Genomic DNA, 23,214 nt, shown 5'->3' on the forward strand with positions numbered 1-23,214 from the left:
TGATCAGCAAATGGTTTCTATAGCTTGGGAATCGCACATGAGAAAAAACCGGCGCGTACACCGCACCGGCTTTTCTTTCAGTCTTTGCCGGCCGGTCAGACGGTCGGACCAAGTCCCTTGATCGCATCATCGATCAGCAGTTTGTCTGCCTTGGCATCATGGCCCTGGACGATCAATGCTGCGGCTGCTCCGGTTGCGGCGTTCACAGCTTTCGTCCGAATAGCTGCGACCGCTGCCCGCTCTGCCGCGCCGATCTTGTCCTCCGCCATTTTGTGACGGCGAGCCACCAGCGCGACAGCATTGGCCTTCGCGTCCTCCAGCAGCGTTTCCGCTTCATGCTCGGCCGATTTGCGCATCGCTTCGGCCTCGCCTGCGGCAGCCGCCAGCCTGGCCTCATATTCGGCCTTGAGCGCTTCCGCTTCGGCACGCAGCTTGGAGGCTTCCTCCAATTGCGTCTTGATCTGGGCGATCCGACCATCCAGCGCACCGCCGATGAGACCGGGAACCTTCTTGATCACCAGGATCAGGATGAACACCGTCATCGCCAGGCTGACCCAGGCAGTGGCGTCCATGCCAACAGCCTTGGGGTCGGTATGCGGAACCACGCCCTCATGAGCCACGGTACCGACCGGCTCCATCCCCTCGGAATGGATCGCCTGGTTCAAATGCGGGGCGTCCGCCTCGCTATGCTGTGCTGCTGCCTCAGCCATGGACCAGTGCCGCCTTTACTGCGTTGCGGGCCGCATCCTCCGACGCGTTCACGCCGGAAATACGAGCCACCATGTCGCGCGCTGCATCAGCGGCAACGGTTTCAATCTCTGCCATGGCTGCATCGGTTGCAGCCTTGATGCGGGCTTCGGCCGCATTGATCTGGCTTGCAATATCCGCATCCGCGGCCGCCAGCTTGGCTTCGGAAGCCTTGGCGGCCTCCGCCTTCGCCCTGGCCAAACTTGACTGGGCGGCAGCGCGGCTTTGGGCGTCACGGGCGCGATAGTCGGCCTCCGCCTCGTCGGCGCGAGCAAAAGCTGCCTTGGCGGCGTCCAGATCGCCGGTGATCTTCGCGTCGCGCGCATCAGCCGTCGCCTGGACTTTGGGCACCATGCCGAGGCCGATGACGAAGAAAACGAAACCAAAGGTCAATAGCAGCCAGAAGATCTGCGATGAATAGGTTTCGGCAATTTGCGCGATTTGAGGCATTTTTCGGGTCCGTCCGATCAGGGCGCGGTCAATCAGGGGATAGGCGTGGCGACCAGGCGGCCGTCCATGCCCATCCCAAGGCGACTGTTCAGGCCACGAACACCAGGATCATGGCGATAACGAACGCCAGCAGACCCAGAAGTTCTGCGGCGGCGAAGCCGATGAACAGGCGGCCCTGCTGACCGTCGGCGGCGCCGGGATTGCGCAGTGCGCCTTCGAGGAATGAGCTGAAGACGTTGCCCACACCGAGGGCAGCGATGCCCGCACCGATTGCGGCCAGACCAGCACCGAGCAGCTTTGCGGCTTCTGCGTCCATGTTCTAAACTCCTTTTCTAAACTCTATTCGAACGTTGAGGTAATGGCGGAAAATCAGTGCAGGTTCTCGGCATCGTTGATGTAAACCGAGGTCAACAGCGCGAAAACATAGGCCTGGATCACTGCGACCAGCACTTCCAGAGCGCTGATGCCGATCATCAGGATGAAGCTGGCGCTGCCGACGGTGAGGCCATAGCCGACACCCGCATTCGATGCGTTGATGACGAAGCCCGCCAGCACCTTGAGCAGCACGTGACCGGCGGTCATGGCGACGAACAGTCGCAGGCCGAGACTGAACGGACGCACCATGAACGAGATCAGCTCGATCGGGAAAATGACCGGGATCATCGGCAATGGCGTGCCGTGCGGCACGAACAGCGAGAAGAAGTGCAGGCCATGCTTGTAGAAGCCCACCGCCAGCACGATCGAGAAGCTCATGATCGCGAGCACGCCGGTCGCGGTGAAATGGCTGGTGAAGGTGAAGGGGTGGAGGCCGACGAGACCCAGCGGCAGCAGGCCTAGCAGATTTGCCAGCAGGATGAACATGAACAGCGAGAAGACATAGGGAATATACTTCTTGCCGCCTTCGCCAACATTGGCGATCAACAGGCTCTTGATGAAGCCGGTCATATATTCGACGGCCATCTGCCAGCGACCGGGCACCAGCTCGCGCTTCATGCCGCCCACGACGAAGATCCAGAGCACCACAGCAGCCGCCACCATATAGAGCGCGCTGTTGGTGAAGGCGATGTTGAAGCCGCCGACCGACAGATGATCCGTACCGAACAGCGGTTCGATCGCAAACTGGTGCATCGGATCGATTTTACCGGATTCTGCCACGCTGGACCCCTGTAACGTCTGTGCAATCGGACTAAGACAAAAGCGTCCCTATTCGTCGGGACGCTTTGTCGTCGTCAATCTGATGATGTTCCTGAACGCAGCCACGATCCCAAGACCGAGAAATGCCAACAGGAGCCAAGGGGATGTCCGCAGAAAGTAGTCCAGAGTCCCACCAACCACGGCACCGCCAGCAAGACCACCGATCAGTTCCGCGAGAACCCTGTTGCCGAGGCGGGACCCATCGTCCGCCTGCTGCACCTGTGTCCCCTGTCTGACCTTTTCGGCATGTTCGGCCTGCGCGATCCGCTCCTCCAGAGAAGCGATCCGCGCATCTTCACCCGCCGGGTCCTGCCCCGGTGCATCCGCCGCCATCCAGCCATCCTTTCCGTTCGGGCTTTGAACCCAACGTCAGGCGGCATGGCGCTTGCGGCTGCACCCGTCAAGGCGCGGCCCGTTTAGAAAGGGCTTTCAGGAGTGTCAACCATCGTTGGACAGGAGAATTTCCTGTCCGAACGAAGCCGGGTCCAAAGTCCACTAGCCGGGCGAGACCGGCGTGAAGTAAATCAGCCGGCCGTGGCGCAATAACCCGGCAGCGCAATAGGCCCTGCGCCCTTGGTCTGCCACGCACCCGCGCCGATCCGATAGACCTGTCCGGGCTTCACCCGACTGCTGAGCGTCTGGCAACCCGTTGCGGCCGCCACGTCCTGCACCGTCACGCCCCGCTTGCCGGCGAGGTCGGTATAAGCGGCCCTCCGCTTGATGTTGATTGATTCGACTTCCTGCCGGACCGCATCGCTTACCGAACCGGCAATGCCCAGATAGCCGTCGGCCTGCTCGCCCACCGTCCCGGCGCTGAGCGCCGCGGCCACAGCACCCGACTGAGCGCGGGCCGGAGAAGTCATGATCAGGCCGGTGGCCAGCGCGACCGCGACCGAGGCGGCGATCATCAAAAACTTGCGTGTCATTGCGGGAACAACTCCGGGTTATTCTGGATCAAATCCTGCGCATCGCGCTGGAGCCGAACGACGACCTCCTGCTGCACCTTCACATTGAGGTTGATTTCTATCGGCTTGTCGGGCGCCTTCACCTGGATGCAGCCTCCCAGGGCCAGACCGGCGAAGCCCGCCGTTATGATCGTTCGCTTCTTCATTTCTGCTCCCCGTTTCGCATAGTCTCGCTTTCGGCAGGCTGAACTGCAACCCCCTGTTGCCCGATCCCGGCACGCATCTTTTCCTGCATCTGGTCGCCTATACTATTTTGTATGAGCGTCGAGGGGTCGATGAAGGATTGCGCGGTTCCCAAAAGTCCCCGGAAGGGCGCCGCGATCCGCACGTTGAATATGAAGGGCAGCCCCGTGAAATTCCGCGCCAGACCCGCTGGCGCCCCACCGATCTGACCGCGATTGACGCCGTTGAAGACGACGTTTGTGACCATCTCTCCATCCAGCGCGCCGTCCATCAGGATCGTCAGACATTTATACTGCAGGTTCTTCAGCGCGTCGAAGGCCAGACGCCCCATTGCACCCAATTGCTCGTTCGACACCGGTCCTACATAGGAAAGCGTGCCTGACTGTCGCGACGGATCACAGGGGACGGTGGGCAACACGCCTTCCGGCATCATCAGGGGCGGCATGCCTTGCTGCCTTGCGGTCAGAACGCCGCCCGCGACGCGTCCGCCCTGCCCATTAAAGATCAGAGGCATGATGCCGTCGAACGTACCTGTCGCGGAAATATTTTTGAGGTCCATCGCCTGAATGAAGGCGCCCGCATCCAGGCCGATGACGCGGAAAGTCAGATAGCGGTCCACATCGGCGCTGAAATCCATGGTCGTCGGCAACAGCACCAGTTCGCCGCCGGAGAACGGCCAGCCGCCGCCTTCGACGCGCACCTTCTGCCCTGCCTCCAGCCGGTAACGCACAATGCCGTCGCGAACTTCAACGCCGGGGTTGACCGATCTGATTCGCGCTTCCTGCCCTGGCGCGCTGACCAGTCCAAGCAGGTCAGTGAAGCGCAATTGTCCCGACAGCCCCTCCACCGGACCGAAGGCCGCGGCAAGGCTGGCATTGTCTGTCCGGAACACCCCATCGCTGGTCACATGCGTTCCATCCCAGCGAACATGCCCTTCCCCGCTGACCCGCGCAGTCACATTCGCCACTACGCCCAGCGCAAGGCGAGTCACATCTTCCGGCTGAAGACCAGGACCAAAGGATAATCCCGGCACCGCCAGATCTGCCTTGCCCCGCCCATTGCCCAGATCATGTGCAATGACGGCATGCGCCACCAACGTGTCGTTGCGCGGCGCCTGCAACGATCCCGTGGCGGCAATCTTCCCATCCTTCAGAATCAACGCGAAATCAGGCACCTTGAGCGGCTCGAACCGACCCGGCGCCTGCGCGTCACGCACGGTCATTCGCGCCGCCAGCTTCAGTATTCCTGCGGTAAAGCTCCAGTCCCCCGCACCATTTTCCACGATCAACGGCACGGACCCGATCCGACCGCCCGCTCCGGTCAATGTGCCGCCCAGCCCCTTGTCCGTCGCTTTCCCGGCGAGCATCGCCGCGCTCAGTCGAACCGGCGAATCCTGCGGCCCGATCGCCAGATCGGCATTGACGAGCGCGAAACCCTGCTGCCCTATGGCAAAGCGCGCCTTGTCGGCGGAGAGCCGCATCGGGCTGTCTCCGCTCTTGCCATCCAAAGCGAGCTTGCGGATTTCCGCACCACCGCGCACACCGCCCGAACCCATGGCAATCAGCGATTGCCCGATCGGACAAAGCGTCTGCTGCGTGCGGCCGAGGGAGAAATTGCCGTAACGCGCCTCTATCAGCGAGACCGGGACACATCGCTGGTTGATCGCCAGCGCCCCATCGGCGCTCACCTGCCCTTCGACCGGCGCCACCAACCCACGCAGCCTTCCTCCGGGGAGTGGACCATCCAGCCGCACCTGCGTCACAAAGCGTGTATCGCCCTTCGGCCCGGCAACGAAGCGCACCGGCTCCAGAGACAGCCGGGCATCCCCCGCGGCATAGGGTTCAAGAAATAATTGTCCGCCAAAGCCTCCGCCCTGCCTGCGCCCAAGCCGAAGCGCAGCCCTTGGCAACCCGCCGCCTTCTGTCGTGATCGCTCCATCCAGCGCCCAGTCGATCGCCCGCCCGCCTTTGGCCGGCCAGCCGATGGTCACGCGCCCTTCCCGAGCCACAGCAATCTTCGCACCGCTGCGCGCCCAAAACCGAGTGCCTGTCAGGACCAGACTGCCGCCCTTCCCCTGCTGCGCAAAGGCCAGGCTGGTTTGCAGGATATTGTTCTCGGCCGCCCGTCGCACCGCATCAGCCAATCGCGCCGCGAGCGGCCCTACAGGGGTCCCGGTGGTCGATTCGCGCACAGATCGCAGGGGATCACGGCCCGCAGTCCGCAATTGCCGGACATCCAGTTGCCCCTTCAACGCAGCATTGCCTTTGTCGATGTGCCAAGCGCCCTGGAACCTTGAAGTGCCTGCCATCGCGCTCCCGAATGACAGGGCGGTCGCCCCGATTCGGGCTCGCCCGGCGGTCGCGGCGGCAGTCCCGTCCAAGTCAATCAGGCCCGAAGGCTCGACCAGGACCATCTTGCCGGCTCTGAGCGCCTCCCCCGACAGATAGACATGGCCAGTCCAACGATCCAATGCCTTGCCAAATCGCACATCCACGTCCGCCGCTGGTTTTGCGACGGCAATGCCGGCATCGCGACAGGCCAGTGCCTTGCCGCGCAACGGGCCAGAAAGATGCGGGCGGCCCTCCTGCATCGCCACCTCCAGCGTCGCCCGCAGATCAGCCAGGCCGCAGCCCCCGGCCCCGGCATCAGGCATGACCGCTATCAGCCGCCCACGGAAGCCCGAGTGAAGATTTCCCCGCCCGTCGATCTGCATGCTGACCGGCCCGGCATCGGTGTCCAGCTTCAGCCGCGCATCGCTGAGGGCCAGCAGGACGTCGGGCAGGCTGAAGGGAGCCGTGGATCGGACATCGCGGAACTTGTCGATCTCTCCCAGTTTCAACATGCCATCGTGAAGCGAACCGCGCATCCGAACGCCCCCCGCCCGCACGGCCGCCACTTGCGGTGTAAGTCCAGTGAAGGCGATGTCGACCTCTACCCAGCGCGCGGTCAGGTCGGGATGGGCAGGATCGCCCAGCACGATATTCTCGATCCGCTGGGTCCGCAGGCCGATATCCGCCAGATCGTAGCTGCCCTGCACGCCGCGCCTGTTAAGTTCGCGGCTGATGAAGTTTTCGGCGATCGGCGCGCGCTGCGTCCACAGCGCGGCCAGGATCAGCGCCAGCGACCCTGTCCCCACTCCAAGCCAGCGAAGCCAGCCCCGGCGAACCTCCTTTTCGCCGTCCTCGTCGTCCATGCCTATGGTCAAACCCGCGTGCTCAATTCCGTAACGCCTGCATAACGTATGATCTGTCCTAAATATCCTTGCCCGATAAATCCGCAATGAATAGCGTCGATCCGAATGTGGGGAACAGGTAAGACCTTGTCGGATCAGGATTTGAAGTCCACGCACGATGGCGTGGGGCACCGTGCCCGACTACGCCAGAAGCTGGCGGAGAACGGTGGCGAAGCTCTGCACGACCATGAACTGATCGAATATCTGCTGGCGCTTGCCATACCCCGCCGCGATACAAAACCGCTGGCCAAGGCGTTGCTGCGGGAATTCGACGGCATCGGCGGGTTGATGACCGCGGACTGGCAGGCGATTGCCCGCGTGCCCGGCATGGGCGAAACCAGTATTGCCGCGATCAAGATCGTCCAGGCCACCATGTTGCGGCTGCTGCGGAACGAAGTGGCGGAAAAGCCCGTGCTGGCAAGCTGGCAGGCGCTGCTCGATTATCTGCGCACCGACATGGCTTTCCTGACCGTGGAAAGGGTGCGCGTGCTGCACCTCAACAGCCGGAACATGCTGATCCGGGACGAGCATATGGGCGACGGGTCGATCGACCAGGCGGCGATCTATACGCGGGAGGTTATCAGACGGGCGATCGACCTCGGCTCCGCAGCGTTGATCCTGGTCCACAATCATCCAAGCGGATCACCTGAACCCAGTCGGCAGGACATAGAGATCACCCGGCAGATCGCGGAGGCGGGCAAGCGACTCAACATCGCCGTGCACGACCACATCATCATCGGAACCCAGGGGCACAGCAGCCTGCGCGCCAAAGGATTGATCTGAAGCATTTTCAAGGTGACGGTTTGGAGTCAAAGGCACGGGAAATGCGGCATAGGCCGTGCCTTTGAAGGCTTCAGGCAAGCACCTCAGTAATTCCACTGCACCTGCGTGCGGACGAGATTGCCCCTGGCGCGCCCGGTTCGGCGTTCATCGGCTTCGGCGCGCCTCATGCGAGCGAAGGCGAGAGTGAATTCCAGTACCTTCCACGGTTGCCATTCGATGCCCAGTTCCAGTTCGTCGGTTGCCAGGCGCGGGGCGTTGGTGCCGGCCTTCCACCCTCCGCGATAATATTGCCAACGCGCATAGGGTATCAACACGCCAAGAGAATCCGTGGGCGCGCGGTACATCATCTGGACATATCCGCCATTCAGGTTCCTGGTCAGGATAGACTGAGCGACGCGGTCATATTCAGGCCCTTTGCCCCAGTTCCATTCAGCCTGAATGCCGAAAGGTTGCGGATAGAGCATGGCATGGATGCCGACCCGATCATCATCATAGGCCACCGCACTGATCGTTCCGCTGCGCAGTTCGGGCTGAACCTCGTTCATCATCGCAGAGCCACCGATTTCGAACACCTGCCCGGCAAATGCGCTGCCCAGCCCGTCCAGCTCGAACGGCCATGTGGCGAAAGCCACCTTCATAAGGCCGCGATTTTGTTCCGTCCTGTTGGTGCCTTGTCCGTTGAAGGCGCCGATGCCGAAAGCGCCGTAATTGCCAAACAGCTTTTGCCCGTCATGCGCCAGCCGGTCCCAGATCTTCTGGACCGAAGGCGGGGTATAGTAGCCAACGATGCCGAGGTCTCGCTCGCTGGGCACCGCGCTATTGACCGCATCGCTGCGGTCGAGGGTGAGCCGGTTGGAGGAGGATTGCATGTTCTCCCAGCCGAAGGGGACCTTGGACTGACCGAAGCGCAGGCGAAAGCTTTTGCCCTTGTCCAGAAAGACGTCGGCATAGGCGTCACGCAGTTGCGCAAAGCCCTCCCGCCGCTCGCTGCCCGCCTGATTGTTCACGGCCGTGGCGAAATCGGATTGCAGATAGAGCGAGACTCGATCGGAAATGTCGCCCTGAAGAACCAATCTCGCCCGGCGCAGCGAGAAGCCGCTGCGATCGGAGATCGAACCGTCATGCACCGAACGAAGACGGGAAACACCTGCCGGAGCAACATCGTCGCCGGAGAGGAAGGCATTGTAGCGCATCTGGGTATAGCCACGCAGCGAGAGCCGTTCATACCATGGCTTCGACTTTGGTGCGGGGGTCGATGGGGGGGCGGCCGCCGGCAATTGGGCGGAGGCGGCAGCCAGTTCAGGAGACGGCACAGCAGCAGGCGCAGGAGCGGCCGCGAGAGGTTCGGCCGAGGCGGCGACTTGCCTGCTCTCGGCGAGTGCGGACGTCAGCACCTTTACCTGCGCCTTCAATTCATCAATCTGGCGCTGCAGGTCCGCATTGCTCTGGGCGAGCGCCGCCTCCGGCATGAGCGCCAGCAGGCTGACCATCAAAATTCCGCCACCAAATGACTTTCGCCGCACTATCCGACTCCCCTGAACAAGTCGGATGAGGCAGCTATGGCATTTCAGTGACAGAAAAGTGACAATGTTATTTCATTTTGGTGACAAACCCGCCGAAACTGAAAGTCATGAGGAGCGACAGCCCTCCTCCGTCAATGGCCCCTGAGGCGTGTAGATCGCCCAGAAACCGCCATCGAGTCCGCCCTTCTTCATGCGCGGCAGGTCGACCTGGGTATAGTCACCATGGACTTGATGCTCCTCCTCGATCGACCAGCCGGGCAGATCGAGAGAGGTGGGCGTATCGAGATAGCTGTCGAGCGTCAGCATCTTCTGATGAAGCTGATAGACCTTCTTCGCCACTTCCTGCGCCTGAGCCGCAACAGGAAGGAGCGCCATCAGCGCCGCTTCCGCCATCAATCTTTTCCGCATCAAATCTCGCCCGAATTGGTGAACTGGAAAGTGCGTGGAGGCTGCGACCGGGAGAAGCCGTCGCCCGTTGTGGAAGAGGAGATAAAGGACAGTCTGTCCTTATCGACGATATTATCGACATCGAACCGCGTCCTCATGACATCAATGTTGAACATGATGAAACTCTCAATCTGCGCTAGGCTGACGGTAGACGGATGACGGAATGGATTTCCTCCATACGCAGGCAAACCCGCGATCACTGTCATTTCCAGCACCCATGATACTACTGTTTCTAAGAACCAGAAATTATGATACATATGAATCATGAAAATGACCGACGCCACCGCATGGCTTGCGCTGCTGCATCAATTGCCTGCCAAGCCGCCTTATCTGCGCGTGAAGATTTGGCGGAGGCTCCAGGCCATAGGTGCGGTACCGCTCAAAAATGCGGTCCATGTACTGCCTCGTTCAGAAGAAAGTGCAGCCGCCTTCCACAGCCTGATGACGGAAATCCTCAACAATGGCGGCGACGCGACGCTCGTCGAAGTGCGGTTGCTGGCCGGCCAGTCAAATGGCGACGTACGCGCCCTGTTCGATGCGGCGCGGCGCGCGGATTATGAAGAGATCACCCAGCTTGCCCGCCGGTTGTTGGAAACCGGCCCCCCCAGCGGAACGGACATCGCGCGGCTGCAGAAGCGGCTGGAGGATGTCGGACGGCTCGATTTCTTCAACGCATCCGGTCGACAGCAAGCCGAAGCGGCGCTCATGGAACTGGACCAACGGCGCTTCCAGCATCCGGACGTCGGCCGAACCCATCCTGCCGTCGGAACCGAGCCGATCGATCTCGCCGAAAAAACATGGGTGACGCGCAGCGGCGTCCATGTCGATCGCATCGCCTGCGCATGGCTGATCCGCCGCTTCATCGACCAGAACGCCCGATTCAAATTCGTGGATAAGCGCCGTTATGATCCGGCCGACGGCGAGCTGCGCTTTGACATGGCCGACGCCGAATTCACCCATGAAGGCGACCGGTGCAGCTTTGAAACATTGTTGCTGCGGGCGGGTCTTGCGAACGACCCCGCGCTGGTTGCGATCGGCGAGGTCATCCATGATCTCGACATCGGCGACAGCAGGTTCGGGCGACCGGAAACCCCCGGCCTGGGAGCCATATTGGCGGGCGTCTGCGCATCGACCGACGACGACCTGCAGCGCATCGCCATGGCAAGCGATGCGCTCAACCAGTTTTATTCCTTTTTCAGCAGCAGAAGGGCGGACCGATGACGTCCAAGACATCCTCCACCATTCCGGCACATTCTCCGTCCGATGGTCATCACGGAATATCGTTGAGCGAAGCAACGCGCCTATGGGCGCGGATCGCGGCGCTCAGCTTCGGGGGACCGGCAGGACAGATCGCCGTAATGCATAGGCTGCTGGTCGAGGAAAAGCGCTGGATCGGCGAGGAACGGTTCCTCCACGCCCTCAATTATTGCATGCTGCTGCCGGGACCGGAAGCGCAGCAGCTTGCCGTCTATATTGGCTGGCTCCTGCACAAGACCAGGGGAGGGCTGATCGCTGGGATATTGTTCGTGCTGCCGGGCTTCCTGGCTATCCTAGCGCTCAGCTACATCTATGTGCTGCTGGGCCATGTTCCAATCATCGAAGGGCTCTTCTTCGGCCTTAAGGCAGCGGTACTGGCCATCGTCATGCAGGCGGTGGTGCGGGTGGGATCACGCGCGCTGAAGAACAATGCGATGCGCGGGATCGCGGTCGGCGCCTTCCTCGCCATTTTCTTCCTTGGCGCGCCTTTTCCGCTGATCATAGTGGCGGCTGGCCTCATCGGCTTCCTCGGCGGGCGCAAAGGGCTTGCAGCCTTTCGGGGCGGCGGCGGTCATGGCGCTGCGAGCGGACATGTGGTCCATGATTGCGACACGGCATTGGGCGAGCGATTACCGGATCATGCGCGCCCTTCCCTCAGCTGGTCGCTGCGTATCTCGGCGCTGTTTCTGCTGCTGTGGCTGGGGCCGGTGCTGGCGCTGTTCCTGACGCTGGGGCCCGACAATGTGTTCACCCATATCGCCAGCTTCTTCAGCCAGATGGCCGTCGTCACTTTTGGCGGTGCCTATGCGGTCCTTGCCTATGTCGCGCAGGAGGCGGTCGGCACCTTCGGCTGGCTTCGGCCGGGCGAAATGCTCGACGGCCTGGGCATGGCGGAAACGACGCCGGGGCCGTTGATCATGGTCACGCAGTTCGTGGGATTTCTGGCTGCGTTCCGCGAGTCCGGGGCGATGCATCCGCTGCTGGCAGCGACCCTGGGCGCCATGCTGACCACATGGGTGACGTTTGTGCCCTGCTTCCTCTGGATTTTCGCTGGCGCTCCTTTCGTCGAGCGCCTGCGCGGCAACCCCGCGCTTTCGGCGGCGCTGACGGCGATCACGGCCGCCGTGGTGGGCGTGATCCTGAACCTTGCCATCTGGTTTGCCATTCACACCCTCTTTCGGCAGGTCCAGCGGCTGGGTTGGATCGACATGCCCGTGCTGTCCAGCGTCAATATTCCTGCTGTCCTGCTGTCGGCGGGCGCAATGATCGCGGTATTCCGGTTCAGGATCGGCGTGTTGCCGGTCCTGGGTGTCTGTGCGGGCATCGGTGCCGCTTATATCCTGCTGGTCTGAACATGGGGCCGACATGAAAGAGCCGGCGGAGCAACGCTCCACCGGCCCTTTTCATATGAGAGCTTTGAGAACTTCCCCGGTTGCGGGCGAGCCGCTGGCCCGCCCGCAACGCGATCTTAAAAGTCCATGCCGCCCATGCCGCCCATGCCGCCGCCGGGCATGCCCATCGGCGCCTTGTCGTCGGAGGGCAGTTCAGCGATCGTGGCTTCGGTCGTGATCAGCAGGCCGGCCACCGAAGCGGCATCCTGCAGCGCGGCGCGGACGACCTTGGTCGGGTCGATCACGCCAGCGGCGACGAGGTTCTCATAGGTGTCGGTCGCAGCGTTGAAGCCCTTGGTCTCGTCATTTTCACGCAGCAGGTTGCCGGCAACGACCGCACCATCGACGCCCGCGTTCGTGGCGATCTGGCGCAGCGGCGCTTCGATGGCCTTGCGGATGATGTCGATACCGCGGGTCTGGTCGTCATTGGCGCCCTTGAGGTCCTTGAGGGCCTTGACAGCGTACAGCAGGGCCGTGCCGCCACCGGGGACGATGCCTTCTTCCACAGCCGCGCGGGTCGCGTGCAGCGCGTCGTCGACGCGATCCTTGCGCTCCTTCACCTCGATTTCGGTCGCACCGCCAACCTTGATGACGGCAACGCCGCCAGCCAGCTTCGCCAGACGCTCCTGGAGCTTCTCGCGGTCGTAGTCCGACGTGGTCGATTCGATCTGCGCACGGATCTGCTCGGTGCGGCCCTTGATCGCGTCGGCGTCACCGGCGCCATCGACGATGGTGGTGTTGTCCTTGTCGATGGTGATGCGCTTGGCGGTGCCGAGCATGCCGAGGGTCACGTTCTCGAGCTTGATGCCGAGGTCTTCGGAGATCACTTCGCCCTTGGTCAGGACGGCGATGTCTTCCAGCATGGCCTTGCGGCGGTCGCCGAAGCCCGGAGCCTTGACCGCAGCAACCTTCAGGCCGCCGCGCAGCTTGTTGACGACCAGGGTCGCCAGCGCTTCGCCTTCGATGTCCTCGGCGATGATGAGGAGCGGACGGCCCGACTGCACCACGGCTTCGAGGATCGGCAGGATCGACTGCAGGTTCGACAGCTTCTTTTCGTGGATCAGGATGTAGGGGTCAGCCAGTTCGACCTGCATCTTTTCCGGATTGGTGATGAAATAGGGCGACAGGTAGCCGCGGTCGAACTGCATGCCTTCCACGACGTCCAGTTCGAAATCGAGGCCCTTGGCTTCCTCGACGGTGATCACGCCTTCCTTGCCGACGCGCTCCATCGCTTCGGCGATCTTCTGGCCGACTTCAACGTCGCCATTGGCCGAGATGATGCCGACCTGGGCGACTTCGTTCGAACCGGCAACCGGCTTCGAGCGGGCCTTGATGTCCTCGACGACCTTGGTGACGGCGAGATCGATGCCGCGCTTCAGGTCCATCGGGTTCATGCCGGCGGCGACCGACTTCATGCCTTCGCGAACGATCGCCTGGGCGAGGACGGTCGCGGTGGTGGTGCCGTCACCGGCGATGTCGTTGGTCTTCGAAGCGACTTCGCGGACCATCTGGGCGCCCATATTCTCGAACTTGTCCTTCAGTTCGATTTCCTTGGCGACCGAAACACCGTCCTTGGTGATGCGGGGCGCGCCGAAGCTCTTGTCGATGACGACGTTGCGGCCCTTGGGGCCCAGGGTCACCTTGACCGCGTCGGCCAGGATGTCGACGCCGCGCAGGATGCGCTCACGAGCGTCACGCGAAAACTTTACGTCCTTCGCTGCCATGATCTTCTACCTCTCTTTGAGAATTGCAAATCTTGCGAAGTTCACACCGTTACAGGCACGAAAATCCGCCAAAAACTGGAATGTCAGTCCGGTTCGCCGCTTTACGCGACGATGCCCAGAATGTCCGATTCCTTCATGATCAGCAGGTCTTCGCCATCGACCTTGACCTCGGTGCCCGACCATTTGCCGAACAGGATGCGGTCGCCGGCCTTGACGTCCAGCGGGGTGACCTTGCCGTCTTCCGACTTGCTGCCGATGCCGACGGCGACGATTTCGCCTTCCTGCGGCTTTTCCTTGGCGGTGTCGGGGATGATGATGCCGCCGGCAGTCTTCTCTTCCGCCTCTACGCGGCGAACGAGAACGCGGTCATGCAACGGACGAAATGCCATGTTGAGTGCCTTTCCCTCTTTACAACGTTGAAGGGGATCGGATGGAATCGCTGCGCGAATCCGGTTCCTTCTCCCCGATGAACCCGTGTCTGTTAGCACTCCTCTTCAGGGAGTGCCAGCGCCGTTGCATATGGACAGGTCGGATCGGGGATCAAGGGGGGACGAGGAATTTTTCCGCGAAGATTTTCCCTGCGTGGCATCGCCGCCGGTCGCCATCCTCTTCAGGCAAATAAACACGGACGCCGCCCATAGCACAGCCCCGTCCCCTCGGATGCCGGAAACTGTTGCAGATATGCCTCAACGTGCAGAAAATGCGACAAGTGATTGAAGTCGGCCGAAGATTGTTACTTTACGATAATAAAACAGGAAGGCACCCTTTCCCGCAGCCATAGTCCATATGGCGTAAAGCAGGGGTCGCGCGATGACCGGCACGCATAGCCGGCGCGCGCGCAACAGGGGTATTTTCATGTCCATCAAGAAGACGTTCGCCGGGCTGCGCCATGGGGTCGCCATTTCCGCCTTTGCCATCGGCACCATCGGGACAGTGCCCGCTTTGGCCCAGTCGTCACCGCAGACCGCGACCCCAGACGAGGAAGGCGCAACCATCGTCGTCACCGGGTCGCTGCTGAGCCGCGCAAATGCGGAAACACCCTCCCCCGTCAGCGTGATCACCGCCGAAACGCTCAAGCGCGCGGGCGTTACCAACATGGCCGACGCGATCCGCCAGGCCTCGGCCGATGGCGCCGGCTCGATCGGCATCGGCTTCACCAGCGGCTTCTCCGCCGGCGGCTCCGCCGTTTCGCTGCGCAACCTGGGCGTCTCGTCGACGCTGTTGCTGGTCGATGGCCTTCGCTCCGCCAACTTCCCGCTCAGCGATGACGGCCACAACAGCTATGCCGACCTTGCCAGCATCCCGCAGGTCAACGTCCAGCGGGTCGAAGTGCTGAAGGATGGCGCATCGTCGACTTACGGCGCCGATGCGATCGGCGGTGTGGTGAACATTATCACGCGCAAGCAGTTCAATGGGATCGAAGGCAGCGCCGAGTCCGGCGTCAGCCAGGAGGGCGACGGCCAGAAATACCGGCTGAGCCTGCTCGCCGGCTATGGCGACTATGACAGCCAGGGCTGGAACCTCTATGTCGGCGGCGAATATGAGAAGGGCGGAAAGGTCACGGCCAACTCGCGCGGCTTCCCCTTCAACACGCAGGACCTGCGCGCCATCGGCGGCATCGACAACAACCGCGCCGACGACACGCTGACCAGCCCGACGACCAACGCCGTCGTCACGCGCGTCACCCAGACCGATCTCAACAATCCGCTGGCGGGCAGCGTCGCAAACGCCACGTCGCCGGCGATCTTCACCTCGCTGACGCCGCTCGCGAACTGCCCCTACGGCACCTTCTCGGAGAATACGACATCGCGCGTCGGCACCGCCTGCGCGCACGACCTGACCCGCGAATATGTCCAGATACTGCCCAAGCAGGAACGCTATGCTGCCGTCGCCCGCTTCAGCTTCCGCCTGAGCGACAATATCGAGGGCTATGTCGCGGGCAGCTATTCGCACAACAAGGTCGACATCACCCTGCTGCCGCGCGGCATCCGGCAGAACCAGGCGTTTGGCGGCTCGCCATCGACCTCGACGTCGAACCCCGGCATCGTGCTGCCCGTGTGGATCTGTCCGTCGGGCGTCAACTGCGCCGATCCCGCGACGCCGGGCCGCACGCTGAACCCCAACAATCCCTATGCCGCCGCCTATGCCAACAATCCCGCAGCCGGCGCGGCGCGCATCTATTATCTGTTCGGCGACGTGAAGTCGGGTTCTGTCCGCACCAACGAGTTGTATCGCATCACCAGCGGCCTCAACGGCACGTTCGGCGACAGCTGGAAATGGAATCTGGAAGCAGGCTATTCGCGCGACGACCTGAAGCTGGTCCAGACGGGCTGGGCCAATCTCGCCGGTCTCACGCAGGCGATCAACACCGGATCGTACAACTTCGTCAATCCAGCCCTGAATTCGCAGGCCGTCCGTGATTCCGTGCTTCCGCCGATCACCTCGCTCTCCAATTCGAGCGAATTCACGGTCGATGGCTCGCTCAGCCGCAGCCTGTTCACCCTGCCGGGCGGTGACCTCCAGGTCGCCGTGGGCGGTCAGTATCGCAAGGAGAAGCTGACCAACCGGAGCGCCAACCCGAATCTCGACGTTCCTGGCCTTTCGACCGCGCAGGCCTTTGGCAACCGGGACGTCTGGGCCGGCTATTTCGAAATCGACGCGCCGATCCTCGACTCGCTCGAAGTGAACGCGTCGGGCCGCTACGACCATTATTCGGAAGGCTTCAGCCACTTCTCGCCCAAGTTCGGCGCGAAGTTCACCCCGATCAAGCAGATCTCGCTGCGCGGCACCTATTCGGAGGGCTTCCGCGCCCCGACCTTCGCCGAAAGCGATCCGCGCAGTTCCTTCTCGGGCTTTGTCGGCTACACGCCAAATGCGGCGTTCCGCGCCGATCATAGCCAGAATGCAGCCTACTTCGCTCCCTATTCGGTCGGTCGCGGCTTCGTCGGCAATCCCGATATCAAGCCGGAAACCTCGACCAGCTACACGCTGGGCGCGGTGTTCCAGCCGACCAACAGGATCAGCTTCACCGTCGACTATTTCCACGTGAAGAAGAAGGGGCTGGTCACGGCCGGGCCGTTGGCGGGTGACGCGATCAATGCCTATTACTCGGTCGCGGGCCAGACCTTCGCCTCGGCGGCGGCGGCTTCGGCGGCCGGGTGCGCCGCGGTCGCTGCGGTCGGCGCGGGCTATTCGTGCAACGTCATCGACGGTGCCGATCCCTTCGCGCTCAACGCCCTGCCGCGCCTGCTGGTGGTCAATGCGCCTTATGTGAACTCGAACTTCGACGTCACCACGGGTCTGCAATTCGGCGCCGACGCGCAGTTCAATATCAACGACAACGTTCAGTTCCAGAGCCGTCTGGACCTGCAGACGACGCTGAAGTTCAACCGCCACCTCGCCAGCGGCGCGGTGCAGCGCTTCGCCGGCACGGTCGGCCCGGCGGATCTCTCGTCGGGCGGCGGCACGCCGAAGTGGCGCGGCAACTGGCAGAACACGCTGACCGTCGGCAAGGTCTCGCTGACCGCGACGACCTATTATGTGGGCAGCATGAAGGGCGTCGCGACGGACCAGGGCAATCTGGACACGTCCTGCGCCGCCACGCTCTACGGTGGCGGACCCGCTTTCTGCAAGATCAAGACCTTCGTCTATGCCGATCTGAACGCCACGGTGGAGGTGAACGAGAATTTCAGCTTCTTTGGCTTCATCGGCAACTTCACCAATGCCGGGGCGCCGCTTTATGCGAACACGCTCTATACGACGCAGCCCAACTATCTGGCCTCGTGGCACTTGCCGGGCCTGATCGGCCGCACCTACCGCGTCGGGGCGAACTTCAAGTTCTGATCCTCGGCAAGGGGAAAGGAACGGAAAGGGCGGTCTCCCTTGGGCCGCCCTTTTTGCAGATCGAGATAAGGTAAATATGGGCGGGCTGCGCTTGCGGCCTACCCTTCTGCTCCCTACCTGCAGGGCCATTGCCAATCAGCGGAGCACGCCTGCATGAGCCAAGACTATATACCACCGCGCGTCTGGACCTGGGACAAGGAGAATGGCGGCGCCTTCGCCAGCACCAACCGGCCGATCGCGGGTCCGACCCATGACAAGGAACTGCCGGTCGGCAAGCACCCGTTCCAGCTCTATTCGCTCGCCACGCCCAACGGCCAGAAGGTGACGATCATGCTGGAAGAGCTGCTGGCGGCGGGCAAGGATGCCGAATATGACGCCTGGCTGATCCGCATCAGTGAAGGCGACCAGTTCGGCAGCGGATTCGTGTCGGTCAATCCCAACAGCAAGATCCCGGCATTGATGGACCACAGCGTCTCGCCGCCGCGGCGGGTGTTCGAGTCCGGGTCGATCCTGGTCTATCTGGCCGAGAAATTCGGCGCCTTCCTGCCGACCGATCCGGCGAAGCGGACCGAGACGCTCAACTGGCTGTTCTGGCAGATGGGCAGCGCGCCGCTGCTGGGCGGCGGATTTGGGCATTTCTTCGCCTATGCGCCGGAGAAGTTCGAATATCCGATCAACCGCTATGCGATGGAAGTGAAGCGGCAGCTGGACGTGCTCGACCGGCAACTGGCCGAGCATGAATATGTCGCGGGCGACGAATATAGCATTGCCGATATCGCGATCTGGCCCTGGTATGGCGGGGTCGTGCTGGGTCGCGCCTATGATGCGGCGGAATTTCTCGACGCGCAGAGCTACACCAATGTGCTGCGCTGGGCGCGGCAGATCGATGCGCGGCCCGCAGTGGCGCGCGGACGCATGGTCAACAAGGCGAACGGGCCGCTGGAAGGACAGCTTCGGGAGCGGCATGACGCCGGCGATTTCGAGACGCGGACGCAGGACAAGCTGGAGCCAGCGGACTGAGACTCCCGTCGGAGGGGCGGGTCCGGCACGGCCGGGGCGCCGCCCCGCCCTTCAGTCCCCTCCCCTGACGGGGAATTTCGAGTGCCTGTCTAGCCGGCGGCCTTGACGATTTCTGCCCAGGCGGCTTCATCGATGACGTCGATGCCCAGCGCCGCCGCCTGCTTGAGCTTCGATCCGGCGCCGGGGCCCGCGACCACAAGGTCGGTCTTGGCGCTGACCGAACCGGCCGCCTTGGCGCCCAGCCTCTCGGCCTGCGCCTTGGCCTCGTCGCGGCTCATGGTTTCGAGCTTGCCGGTGAACACCACCGTCTTGCCCGTGACGGCGCTGGCCGTGGTTTCGACCACATAGTCGGGCGGGGAGACTTCGTTCAGCAGGTCGTTCCAGACGTCGACATTATGCGGTTCGTGGAAGAAATCGGCCAAGGCGTGGCCGACCGCCGATCCCACATTCTCGACGCCGATATGTTCCGCAATCGCCTTGTCGAGGCGGTTGCGGAAGCGGGATTCCTCCTCCCCCTCCGCAGGGGCGGCGGCATCGCGCAGCGCGATGATCCCGACAGCGAGCGCGCGGACCCCCTCCAGCGTGGTATAGCGCTTGAGCAGGTCGCGGGCAGTGACCGCGCCGATATGGCGGATGCCCAGGCCAAAGAGCAGGCGCGCGGCGTCGGGCTGGCGCTTTGCCTCTATCGCGGCGAGGAGATTGTCGACCGACTTTTCCTTCCACCCCTCCCGGCCCAGCAGGTCGGCCCGGCGTGATTTCAGGCGGAAGATGTCGGCCGGTTCCGCGATCCAGCCGAGGTCGAGAAATTCCTCGATGCTCTTTTCGCCCAGCCCCTCGATATCCAGCGCGGCGCGGCTGACGAAATGGCGCAGGCGTTCGAACCGTTGCGCCGGGCAGATGAGGCCGCCGGTGCAGCGTATGTCGACCTCCCCTTCCTCCCGCACGGCCTCCGACTGGCAGACGGGGCATTGGTCGGGAAAGGCGAAGGGCGCGCGCGGTTCGTCCCGCGTGAGGTTGTCCACCACCTGCGGGATGACGTCGCCGGCGCGCTGGACGATAACGCGATCGCCGGGGCGGACGCCCAGCCGCGCGATCTCATCGGCATTGTGCAGGGTGACGTTGGAGACGACGACGCCGCCGACGGTGACGGGAGTGAGGCGACCCACGGGGGTCAGCTTGCCGGTGCGGCCGACCTGTATGTCGATGGCCTCCAGCGTCGTCTGGGCGCGTTCGGCGGGGAATTTATGAGCGATCGCCCAGCGTGGGGCCTTCGCGACGAAGCCCAGGCGCTGCTGCCAGTCGAGGCGGTCGACCTTGTAGACCACGCCATCAATGTCGAAGGGCAGGTCGGCGCGAGCGGCTTCGATGGCGCGATAATGGGCGATGAGCGCCTCCAGCGTGTCGACGCAGGCCAGGCGGTCGGACACGGGCAGGCCCCAGCTTGCGATCGCCTGCATGACGCCAAGCTGGGTCTCTGCGGGGACGGCGCTGACCTCGCCCCAGCCATGAGCGAGGAAGCGCAGCGGGCGGCTGGCAGTGACGGCGGCGTCCTTCTGACGCAGCGAGCCGGCGGCGGCGTTGCGGGGGTTGGCGAACTGGCGGGCCTTTTCAGGGTCATCGGCTTCGGCGAGAAGGCGGGCGTTGAGCGCGACGAAATCGGCCTTCGCCATATAGACCTCGCCCCGCACCTCGAACAGGTCGGGGATGCCGGGGCCGGCGAGCGTCTGGGGAATGTCGGCGATGGTGCGGACATTGGCGGTGACATCCTCCCCGGTCGTGCCGTCGCCTCGCGTGGCGGCGAGGACCAGTTCGCCCTTTTCATAGCGCAGCGAGCAGGACAGGCCGTCGATCTTCGGTTCGGCGGTGAGCGCCACGGCGGCGTCCTCCGGCAGCGCGAGGAAGCGGCGAACGCGGGCGACGAACTCGGCAATGTCCTCATCGGAAAAGCCGTTGTCGAGGCTCATCATGCGGACGGCGTGCTGGACCTTCCGGAGGGCGGAGGTCGAGGCGGCGCCGACCAGGGCATTGGGGGAATCGCTGCGGACGAGATGCGGGAAGGCGGCTTCCAGCGCGTTGTTCTCGCGGATCAGGGCGTCATAGGCGGCGTCCGTGATCTCCGGTGCGTCCTGGTCGTGATAGAGCCGGTTGTGGCGCGCAATCTCCCGCGCAAGGCGCATCAAGCGGTTGGCGGCTTCGGCTTCTGTCATTTGCGCGGGGTCGGTCATGGACACGTCTTTAGCGTCGGCCTTTGCGCGCGGGTAGCGGATATTCGGGGGTGGCAGGGGAGAGCGGGCGTTGTGGCGGTGATGGGTGAGAGTGGACCCGCTGAAGGAGCGCAACGTGTTCCTGCGCAGGCAGGAACCCAGTCCCGCCGGCAGAACTGGGCTCCTGCCTGCGCAGGAGCACGACAGCGTTTGCGGAAAGGGTGGTTTGACGACGGGCGGCTTATGTGCCGATAATGCAACAGATAATATTGCAGTAGGGGAGCATTCATGAGCGTGGCTGTTGGATTGCTCGTTGCGGCTTTGGCCGCCAACCCTGACAGATGGATAGACGAACATGGCCCTGCCAGCGCCAAGACAGTGATCGGGGAGTGTCTTACAGAGGCCAACCGCCCACTCTCTGATCCCTTGGTGTGCGTGCGCCGCGCCTTAGATACCTGTGAAAATGAGCATGGAACCTATCAGAGAGCGATGAACGATTGTGCGACATTCTCGCGTTTGGCGTGGGAAGCTCGGCGCGCGGCGGTTGCGAAGCAGCTTATGACCGCGCAACAGGTTTCCACGAACTTTCATTCGCCAGACCGGCTCGTTGCTCTGTTGGCCGAGAGTGAAAAGCACTGGGATGCTTGGAATAGCCCTGACTGTGAAATGCAGGCAGCGTTAAGCGAGGGCGGCACTTTCCACCGCTTCGCTCGCGATATGTGCCTTTCGGATCACGCGGCCTACCGCACCCTCGAACTTGAGGCGCTGGCCGAAGACTGGGGAAAGATTTTCAATGTTGATGGTTATGACTGGCCAGGCTGAATGTCCGCAAATGGTCGAGAGTTGCCGTTGCGAGGGTGCTCGTCGTGCGGCAGGGTTCGCGAAAACCGGTCAGTCGGGAGGCTACATTTGTGGACGGCCCCCTGGGGCAAGTCTTTTGGCCGGGCGTGGTTCTGATCGCGAATGGTGCGTTCATATGTCCGGTCTCAAGGGAGCGCCGAACCCCCATCCATTTGACTTGCCCCGCTCGATATCAGAGGCCTGATTGCTGGAGTTCGGCATGATATGCCGCATAGGCTCGTCCCGAGCGACTGGCGCCTTCCAGATATTCCGCGGGGACAAGATGGTATGGCGGACGAGGGTCGCCAATCCGCACCCAACCGGCCGCGTTCATCCGCCCCCTTTCGAGCCCCACGGCGAACTTCGAAAATTCCGTGAACTCACCACGCGGGAACAGGCCCTGTTCGCATTGCTGGAAACGGTCGGCGATCGCCTTGGCATTGCTCCAGTCACCGCTGACTTTGGCCTTGGCCACCGCGTCGCGCAACGCCAGCGCCGGGCGTGGCCCACACAGCGCGCTGCTTGACCAGAACGCAGTCATCCTGTCCGGAGCAATACGCGAGGCGGCATAATAGTCCGCCTCGTGCGTCAGGAAGCGGATATCGGGAGCAAGGTTGAGGTCGGCCGCCAACAAACCGATTCCGAGATATTTGCAAGCAACGACCTGCGGCAGCTTGCCGACCTGGGCCCAGAACGGACGGGGGAATTCGAACTTGAATGCCTCACTGTTGGCATAGATCATGATCGCCGTGTCGGGGCAGGCTTCGCTGACATCATTATAGAATTGAACGGCTGTCGCGACATCGTTCTTGCACCACATCGGCACGCCCAGCATCGTCCCCGAAACGCCAAGCTCGTGCATCGCCCGGGTCTGGGCAATGACCTCACGGGTATTGAGTGCTGTCGTGCCAGCGAAAAACGGGATGCGTCCGCCAATGGTCTCCATGACGCAGCCGACGAAGGCCAGCTTCTCATCCCAGGTCAGGCTATGGCACTCACCATAGGTGCCCAGGCTCAAAAGCCCATCGACTCCCGCCTCGATCAATGCCTCAACCATTCGCGCCGTTTCGTCGAGATCGACAGTATCGCGGCTACGCCAGTCCGAAGCGCCTTCCTTCGACGGCGTGGGCAACATCGGCCACAGGCCATTGATGCCGGCAGATTCGATCCTGAGCTTCGGGGCGGACATTATCTTCTCCTTGAAGGGTCATCCGGGGCACTAAAGCGATTTCCAAGCGATCGGAACCGGTCGCTGATAAAAAATCGCGGCAAACAAGGATCCAGAGCGGCAATCTGATTCAATCAGATCGAAACCCGCTCTAACGCGGGTAATGCTGTCAGAACAATCGCCATTGTCTCCGTTTGACGCGAAGGGGACCAATGCGGGTGCTATTTCTGGATGGACGGGCGC

Annotated in this window: 20 protein-coding genes and 1 pseudogene; 6 read left to right on the forward strand and 15 right to left on the reverse strand. The window is 62.6% G+C overall.

The genetic code is table 11. The annotated features are described in order from the left end of the window. Positions 1-95 precede the first annotated feature (95 nt). The 8 genes from MRBLMA1_RS03965 to MRBLMA1_RS04000 form a co-directional block, all read right to left on the reverse strand. Positions 96-710, reverse strand: a complete 615-nt coding sequence (locus MRBLMA1_RS03965; protein ID WP_363735137.1) for a F0F1 ATP synthase subunit B — start codon at positions 708-710, stop codon at positions 96-98. Further along, entirely contained in the window at positions 703-1,197 is a 495-nt protein-coding gene (locus tag MRBLMA1_RS03970) for an ATPase (RefSeq protein WP_363735138.1), read from the reverse strand. Before MRBLMA1_RS03970 ends, MRBLMA1_RS03965 begins: the two co-directional genes overlap by 8 nt. 88 nt (positions 1,198-1,285) lie before the next feature. Next, positions 1,286-1,513 (reverse strand): F0F1 ATP synthase subunit C, encoded by a 228-nt coding sequence (locus tag MRBLMA1_RS03975; RefSeq protein WP_004207392.1) that lies wholly within the window; start codon positions 1,511-1,513, stop codon positions 1,286-1,288. A gap of 53 nt (positions 1,514-1,566) precedes the next feature. Further along, positions 1,567-2,352 (reverse strand): F0F1 ATP synthase subunit A, encoded by a 786-nt coding sequence (locus MRBLMA1_RS03980; RefSeq protein WP_133651818.1) that lies wholly within the window; start codon positions 2,350-2,352, stop codon positions 1,567-1,569. A 48-nt stretch (positions 2,353-2,400) separates the two neighbouring features. Then, entirely contained in the window at positions 2,401-2,724 is a 324-nt protein-coding gene (locus MRBLMA1_RS03985) for an AtpZ/AtpI family protein (RefSeq protein ID WP_133651817.1), read from the reverse strand. 191 nt (positions 2,725-2,915) lie between these two features. Continuing rightward, positions 2,916-3,317 (reverse strand): YdbL family protein, encoded by a 402-nt coding sequence (locus tag MRBLMA1_RS03990; protein ID WP_363735139.1) that lies wholly within the window; start codon positions 3,315-3,317, stop codon positions 2,916-2,918. Continuing rightward, positions 3,314-3,502 (reverse strand): YnbE family lipoprotein, encoded by a 189-nt coding sequence (locus tag MRBLMA1_RS03995; RefSeq protein ID WP_363735140.1) that lies wholly within the window; start codon positions 3,500-3,502, stop codon positions 3,314-3,316. Before MRBLMA1_RS03995 ends, MRBLMA1_RS03990 begins: the two co-directional genes overlap by 4 nt. Further along, on the reverse strand, positions 3,499-6,732 hold the full coding sequence (locus MRBLMA1_RS04000; RefSeq protein ID WP_363735141.1) for an intermembrane phospholipid transport protein YdbH family protein: 3,234 nt from the start codon (positions 6,730-6,732) through the stop codon (positions 3,499-3,501). Before MRBLMA1_RS04000 ends, MRBLMA1_RS03995 begins: the two co-directional genes overlap by 4 nt. 126 nt (positions 6,733-6,858) lie before the next feature. On the opposite strand from MRBLMA1_RS04000, the gene radC reads away from it, so the two are divergent. Continuing rightward, positions 6,859-7,554: a RadC family protein gene (gene radC / locus MRBLMA1_RS04005; RefSeq protein ID WP_363735143.1), complete on the forward strand. Its 696-nt coding sequence runs from the start codon at positions 6,859-6,861 to the stop codon at positions 7,552-7,554. Between the two features lie 83 nt (positions 7,555-7,637). Here radC and MRBLMA1_RS04010 read toward each other — a convergent pair whose 3' ends face one another. The 3 genes and pseudogenes from MRBLMA1_RS04010 to MRBLMA1_RS04020 form a co-directional block, all read right to left on the reverse strand. Beyond that, on the reverse strand, positions 7,638-9,044 hold the full coding sequence (locus MRBLMA1_RS04010; RefSeq protein WP_363735144.1) for a porin: 1,407 nt from the start codon (positions 9,042-9,044) through the stop codon (positions 7,638-7,640). A 141-nt stretch (positions 9,045-9,185) separates the two neighbouring features. After that, positions 9,186-9,485: pseudogene (locus MRBLMA1_RS04015) on the reverse strand (membrane dipeptidase); the annotation flags it as partial. Then, a complete protein-coding gene (locus MRBLMA1_RS04020) occupies positions 9,485-9,730 on the reverse strand; it encodes a hypothetical protein (RefSeq protein ID WP_363735430.1) in 246 nt (81 codons plus the stop codon). The pseudogene MRBLMA1_RS04015 and the gene MRBLMA1_RS04020, both read right to left, overlap by 1 nt. Positions 9,731-9,794: 64 nt before the next feature. On the opposite strand from MRBLMA1_RS04020, the gene MRBLMA1_RS04025 reads away from it, so the two are divergent. After that, a complete protein-coding gene (locus MRBLMA1_RS04025; protein WP_363735145.1) occupies positions 9,795-10,745 on the forward strand; it encodes a chromate resistance protein ChrB domain-containing protein in 951 nt (316 codons plus the stop codon). Continuing rightward, positions 10,742-12,133, forward strand: coding sequence for a chromate efflux transporter (gene chrA, locus MRBLMA1_RS04030; protein WP_363735146.1), 1,392 nt, complete (start codon positions 10,742-10,744; stop codon positions 12,131-12,133). Before MRBLMA1_RS04025 ends, chrA begins: the two co-directional genes overlap by 4 nt. A gap of 116 nt (positions 12,134-12,249) precedes the next feature. Here the strand turns inward: chrA and groL are convergent, their stop codons facing one another. Further along, entirely contained in the window at positions 12,250-13,896 is a 1,647-nt protein-coding gene (groL, locus tag MRBLMA1_RS04035) for a chaperonin GroEL (protein ID WP_363735147.1), read from the reverse strand. A 101-nt stretch (positions 13,897-13,997) separates the two neighbouring features. Continuing rightward, complete coding sequence (gene groES, locus MRBLMA1_RS04040) at positions 13,998-14,285, reverse strand: co-chaperone GroES (RefSeq protein ID WP_363735148.1); 288 nt, start codon at positions 14,283-14,285, stop codon at positions 13,998-14,000. 466 nt (positions 14,286-14,751) lie between these two features. Here groES and MRBLMA1_RS04045 point away from each other — a divergent pair, with 466 nt between their 5' ends. Both MRBLMA1_RS04045 and yghU read left to right on the forward strand, forming a co-directional pair. After that, positions 14,752-17,739, forward strand: a complete 2,988-nt coding sequence (locus tag MRBLMA1_RS04045; protein ID WP_363735149.1) for a TonB-dependent receptor plug domain-containing protein — start codon at positions 14,752-14,754, stop codon at positions 17,737-17,739. Between the two features lie 153 nt (positions 17,740-17,892). After that, positions 17,893-18,759, forward strand: a complete 867-nt coding sequence (gene yghU, locus MRBLMA1_RS04050) for a glutathione-dependent disulfide-bond oxidoreductase (RefSeq protein ID WP_363735151.1) — start codon at positions 17,893-17,895, stop codon at positions 18,757-18,759. 89 nt (positions 18,760-18,848) lie between these two features. On the opposite strand, the gene ligA is transcribed toward yghU, so the two are convergent. Then, positions 18,849-20,984: an NAD-dependent DNA ligase LigA gene (ligA, locus tag MRBLMA1_RS04055; protein ID WP_363735153.1), complete on the reverse strand. Its 2,136-nt coding sequence runs from the start codon at positions 20,982-20,984 to the stop codon at positions 18,849-18,851. A 267-nt stretch (positions 20,985-21,251) separates the two neighbouring features. Here ligA and MRBLMA1_RS04060 point away from each other — a divergent pair, with 267 nt between their 5' ends. After that, positions 21,252-21,785 (forward strand): lysozyme inhibitor LprI family protein, encoded by a 534-nt coding sequence (locus tag MRBLMA1_RS04060; RefSeq protein ID WP_363735154.1) that lies wholly within the window; start codon positions 21,252-21,254, stop codon positions 21,783-21,785. Between the two features lie 211 nt (positions 21,786-21,996). Here MRBLMA1_RS04060 and MRBLMA1_RS04065 read toward each other — a convergent pair whose 3' ends face one another. Further along, positions 21,997-22,992, reverse strand: coding sequence for a dihydrodipicolinate synthase family protein (locus tag MRBLMA1_RS04065; RefSeq protein WP_363735155.1), 996 nt, complete (start codon positions 22,990-22,992; stop codon positions 21,997-21,999). Positions 22,993-23,214: the final 222 nt, after the last annotated feature.

The organism is Sphingobium sp. LMA1-1-1.1 (assembly GCF_040676365.1).
Taxonomy (GTDB): Bacteria; Pseudomonadota; Alphaproteobacteria; order Sphingomonadales; family Sphingomonadaceae; genus Sphingobium.

Bases quoted from the DNA above. Each gene is read 5' to 3' on its own strand.
- MRBLMA1_RS03970 (WP_363735138.1), bottom strand. From the start codon at position 1,197: ATGCCTCAAATCGCGCAAATTGCCGAAACCTATTCATCGCAGATCTTC.
- yghU (WP_363735151.1), top strand. From the start codon at position 17,893: ATGAGCCAAGACTATATACCACCGCGCGTCTGGACCTGGGACAAGGAG.
- ligA (WP_363735153.1), bottom strand. From the start codon at position 20,984: ATGACCGACCCCGCGCAAATGACAGAAGCCGAAGCCGCCAACCGCTTG.
- MRBLMA1_RS04010 (WP_363735144.1), bottom strand. From the start codon at position 9,044: ATGGTCAGCCTGCTGGCGCTCATGCCGGAGGCGGCGCTCGCCCAGAGC.
- MRBLMA1_RS03965 (WP_363735137.1), bottom strand. From the start codon at position 710: ATGGCTGAGGCAGCAGCACAGCATAGCGAGGCGGACGCCCCGCATTTG.
- groL (WP_363735147.1), bottom strand. From the start codon at position 13,896: ATGGCAGCGAAGGACGTAAAGTTTTCGCGTGACGCTCGTGAGCGCATC.
- MRBLMA1_RS04065 (WP_363735155.1), bottom strand. From the start codon at position 22,992: ATGTCCGCCCCGAAGCTCAGGATCGAATCTGCCGGCATCAATGGCCTG.
- MRBLMA1_RS03995 (WP_363735140.1), bottom strand. From the start codon at position 3,502: ATGAAGAAGCGAACGATCATAACGGCGGGCTTCGCCGGTCTGGCCCTG.
- MRBLMA1_RS04025 (WP_363735145.1), top strand. From the start codon at position 9,795: ATGACCGACGCCACCGCATGGCTTGCGCTGCTGCATCAATTGCCTGCC.
- MRBLMA1_RS04045 (WP_363735149.1), top strand. From the start codon at position 14,752: ATGTCCATCAAGAAGACGTTCGCCGGGCTGCGCCATGGGGTCGCCATT.
- MRBLMA1_RS03975 (WP_004207392.1), bottom strand. From the start codon at position 1,513: ATGGACGCAGAAGCCGCAAAGCTGCTCGGTGCTGGTCTGGCCGCAATC.
- MRBLMA1_RS04020 (WP_363735430.1), bottom strand. From the start codon at position 9,730: ATGACAGTGATCGCGGGTTTGCCTGCGTATGGAGGAAATCCATTCCGT.
- chrA (WP_363735146.1), top strand. From the start codon at position 10,742: ATGACGTCCAAGACATCCTCCACCATTCCGGCACATTCTCCGTCCGAT.
- MRBLMA1_RS03985 (WP_133651817.1), bottom strand. From the start codon at position 2,724: ATGGCGGCGGATGCACCGGGGCAGGACCCGGCGGGTGAAGATGCGCGG.
- MRBLMA1_RS04000 (WP_363735141.1), bottom strand. From the start codon at position 6,732: ATGGACGACGAGGACGGCGAAAAGGAGGTTCGCCGGGGCTGGCTTCGC.
- groES (WP_363735148.1), bottom strand. From the start codon at position 14,285: ATGGCATTTCGTCCGTTGCATGACCGCGTTCTCGTTCGCCGCGTAGAG.
- MRBLMA1_RS04060 (WP_363735154.1), top strand. From the start codon at position 21,252: ATGAGCGTGGCTGTTGGATTGCTCGTTGCGGCTTTGGCCGCCAACCCT.
- MRBLMA1_RS03990 (WP_363735139.1), bottom strand. From the start codon at position 3,317: ATGACACGCAAGTTTTTGATGATCGCCGCCTCGGTCGCGGTCGCGCTG.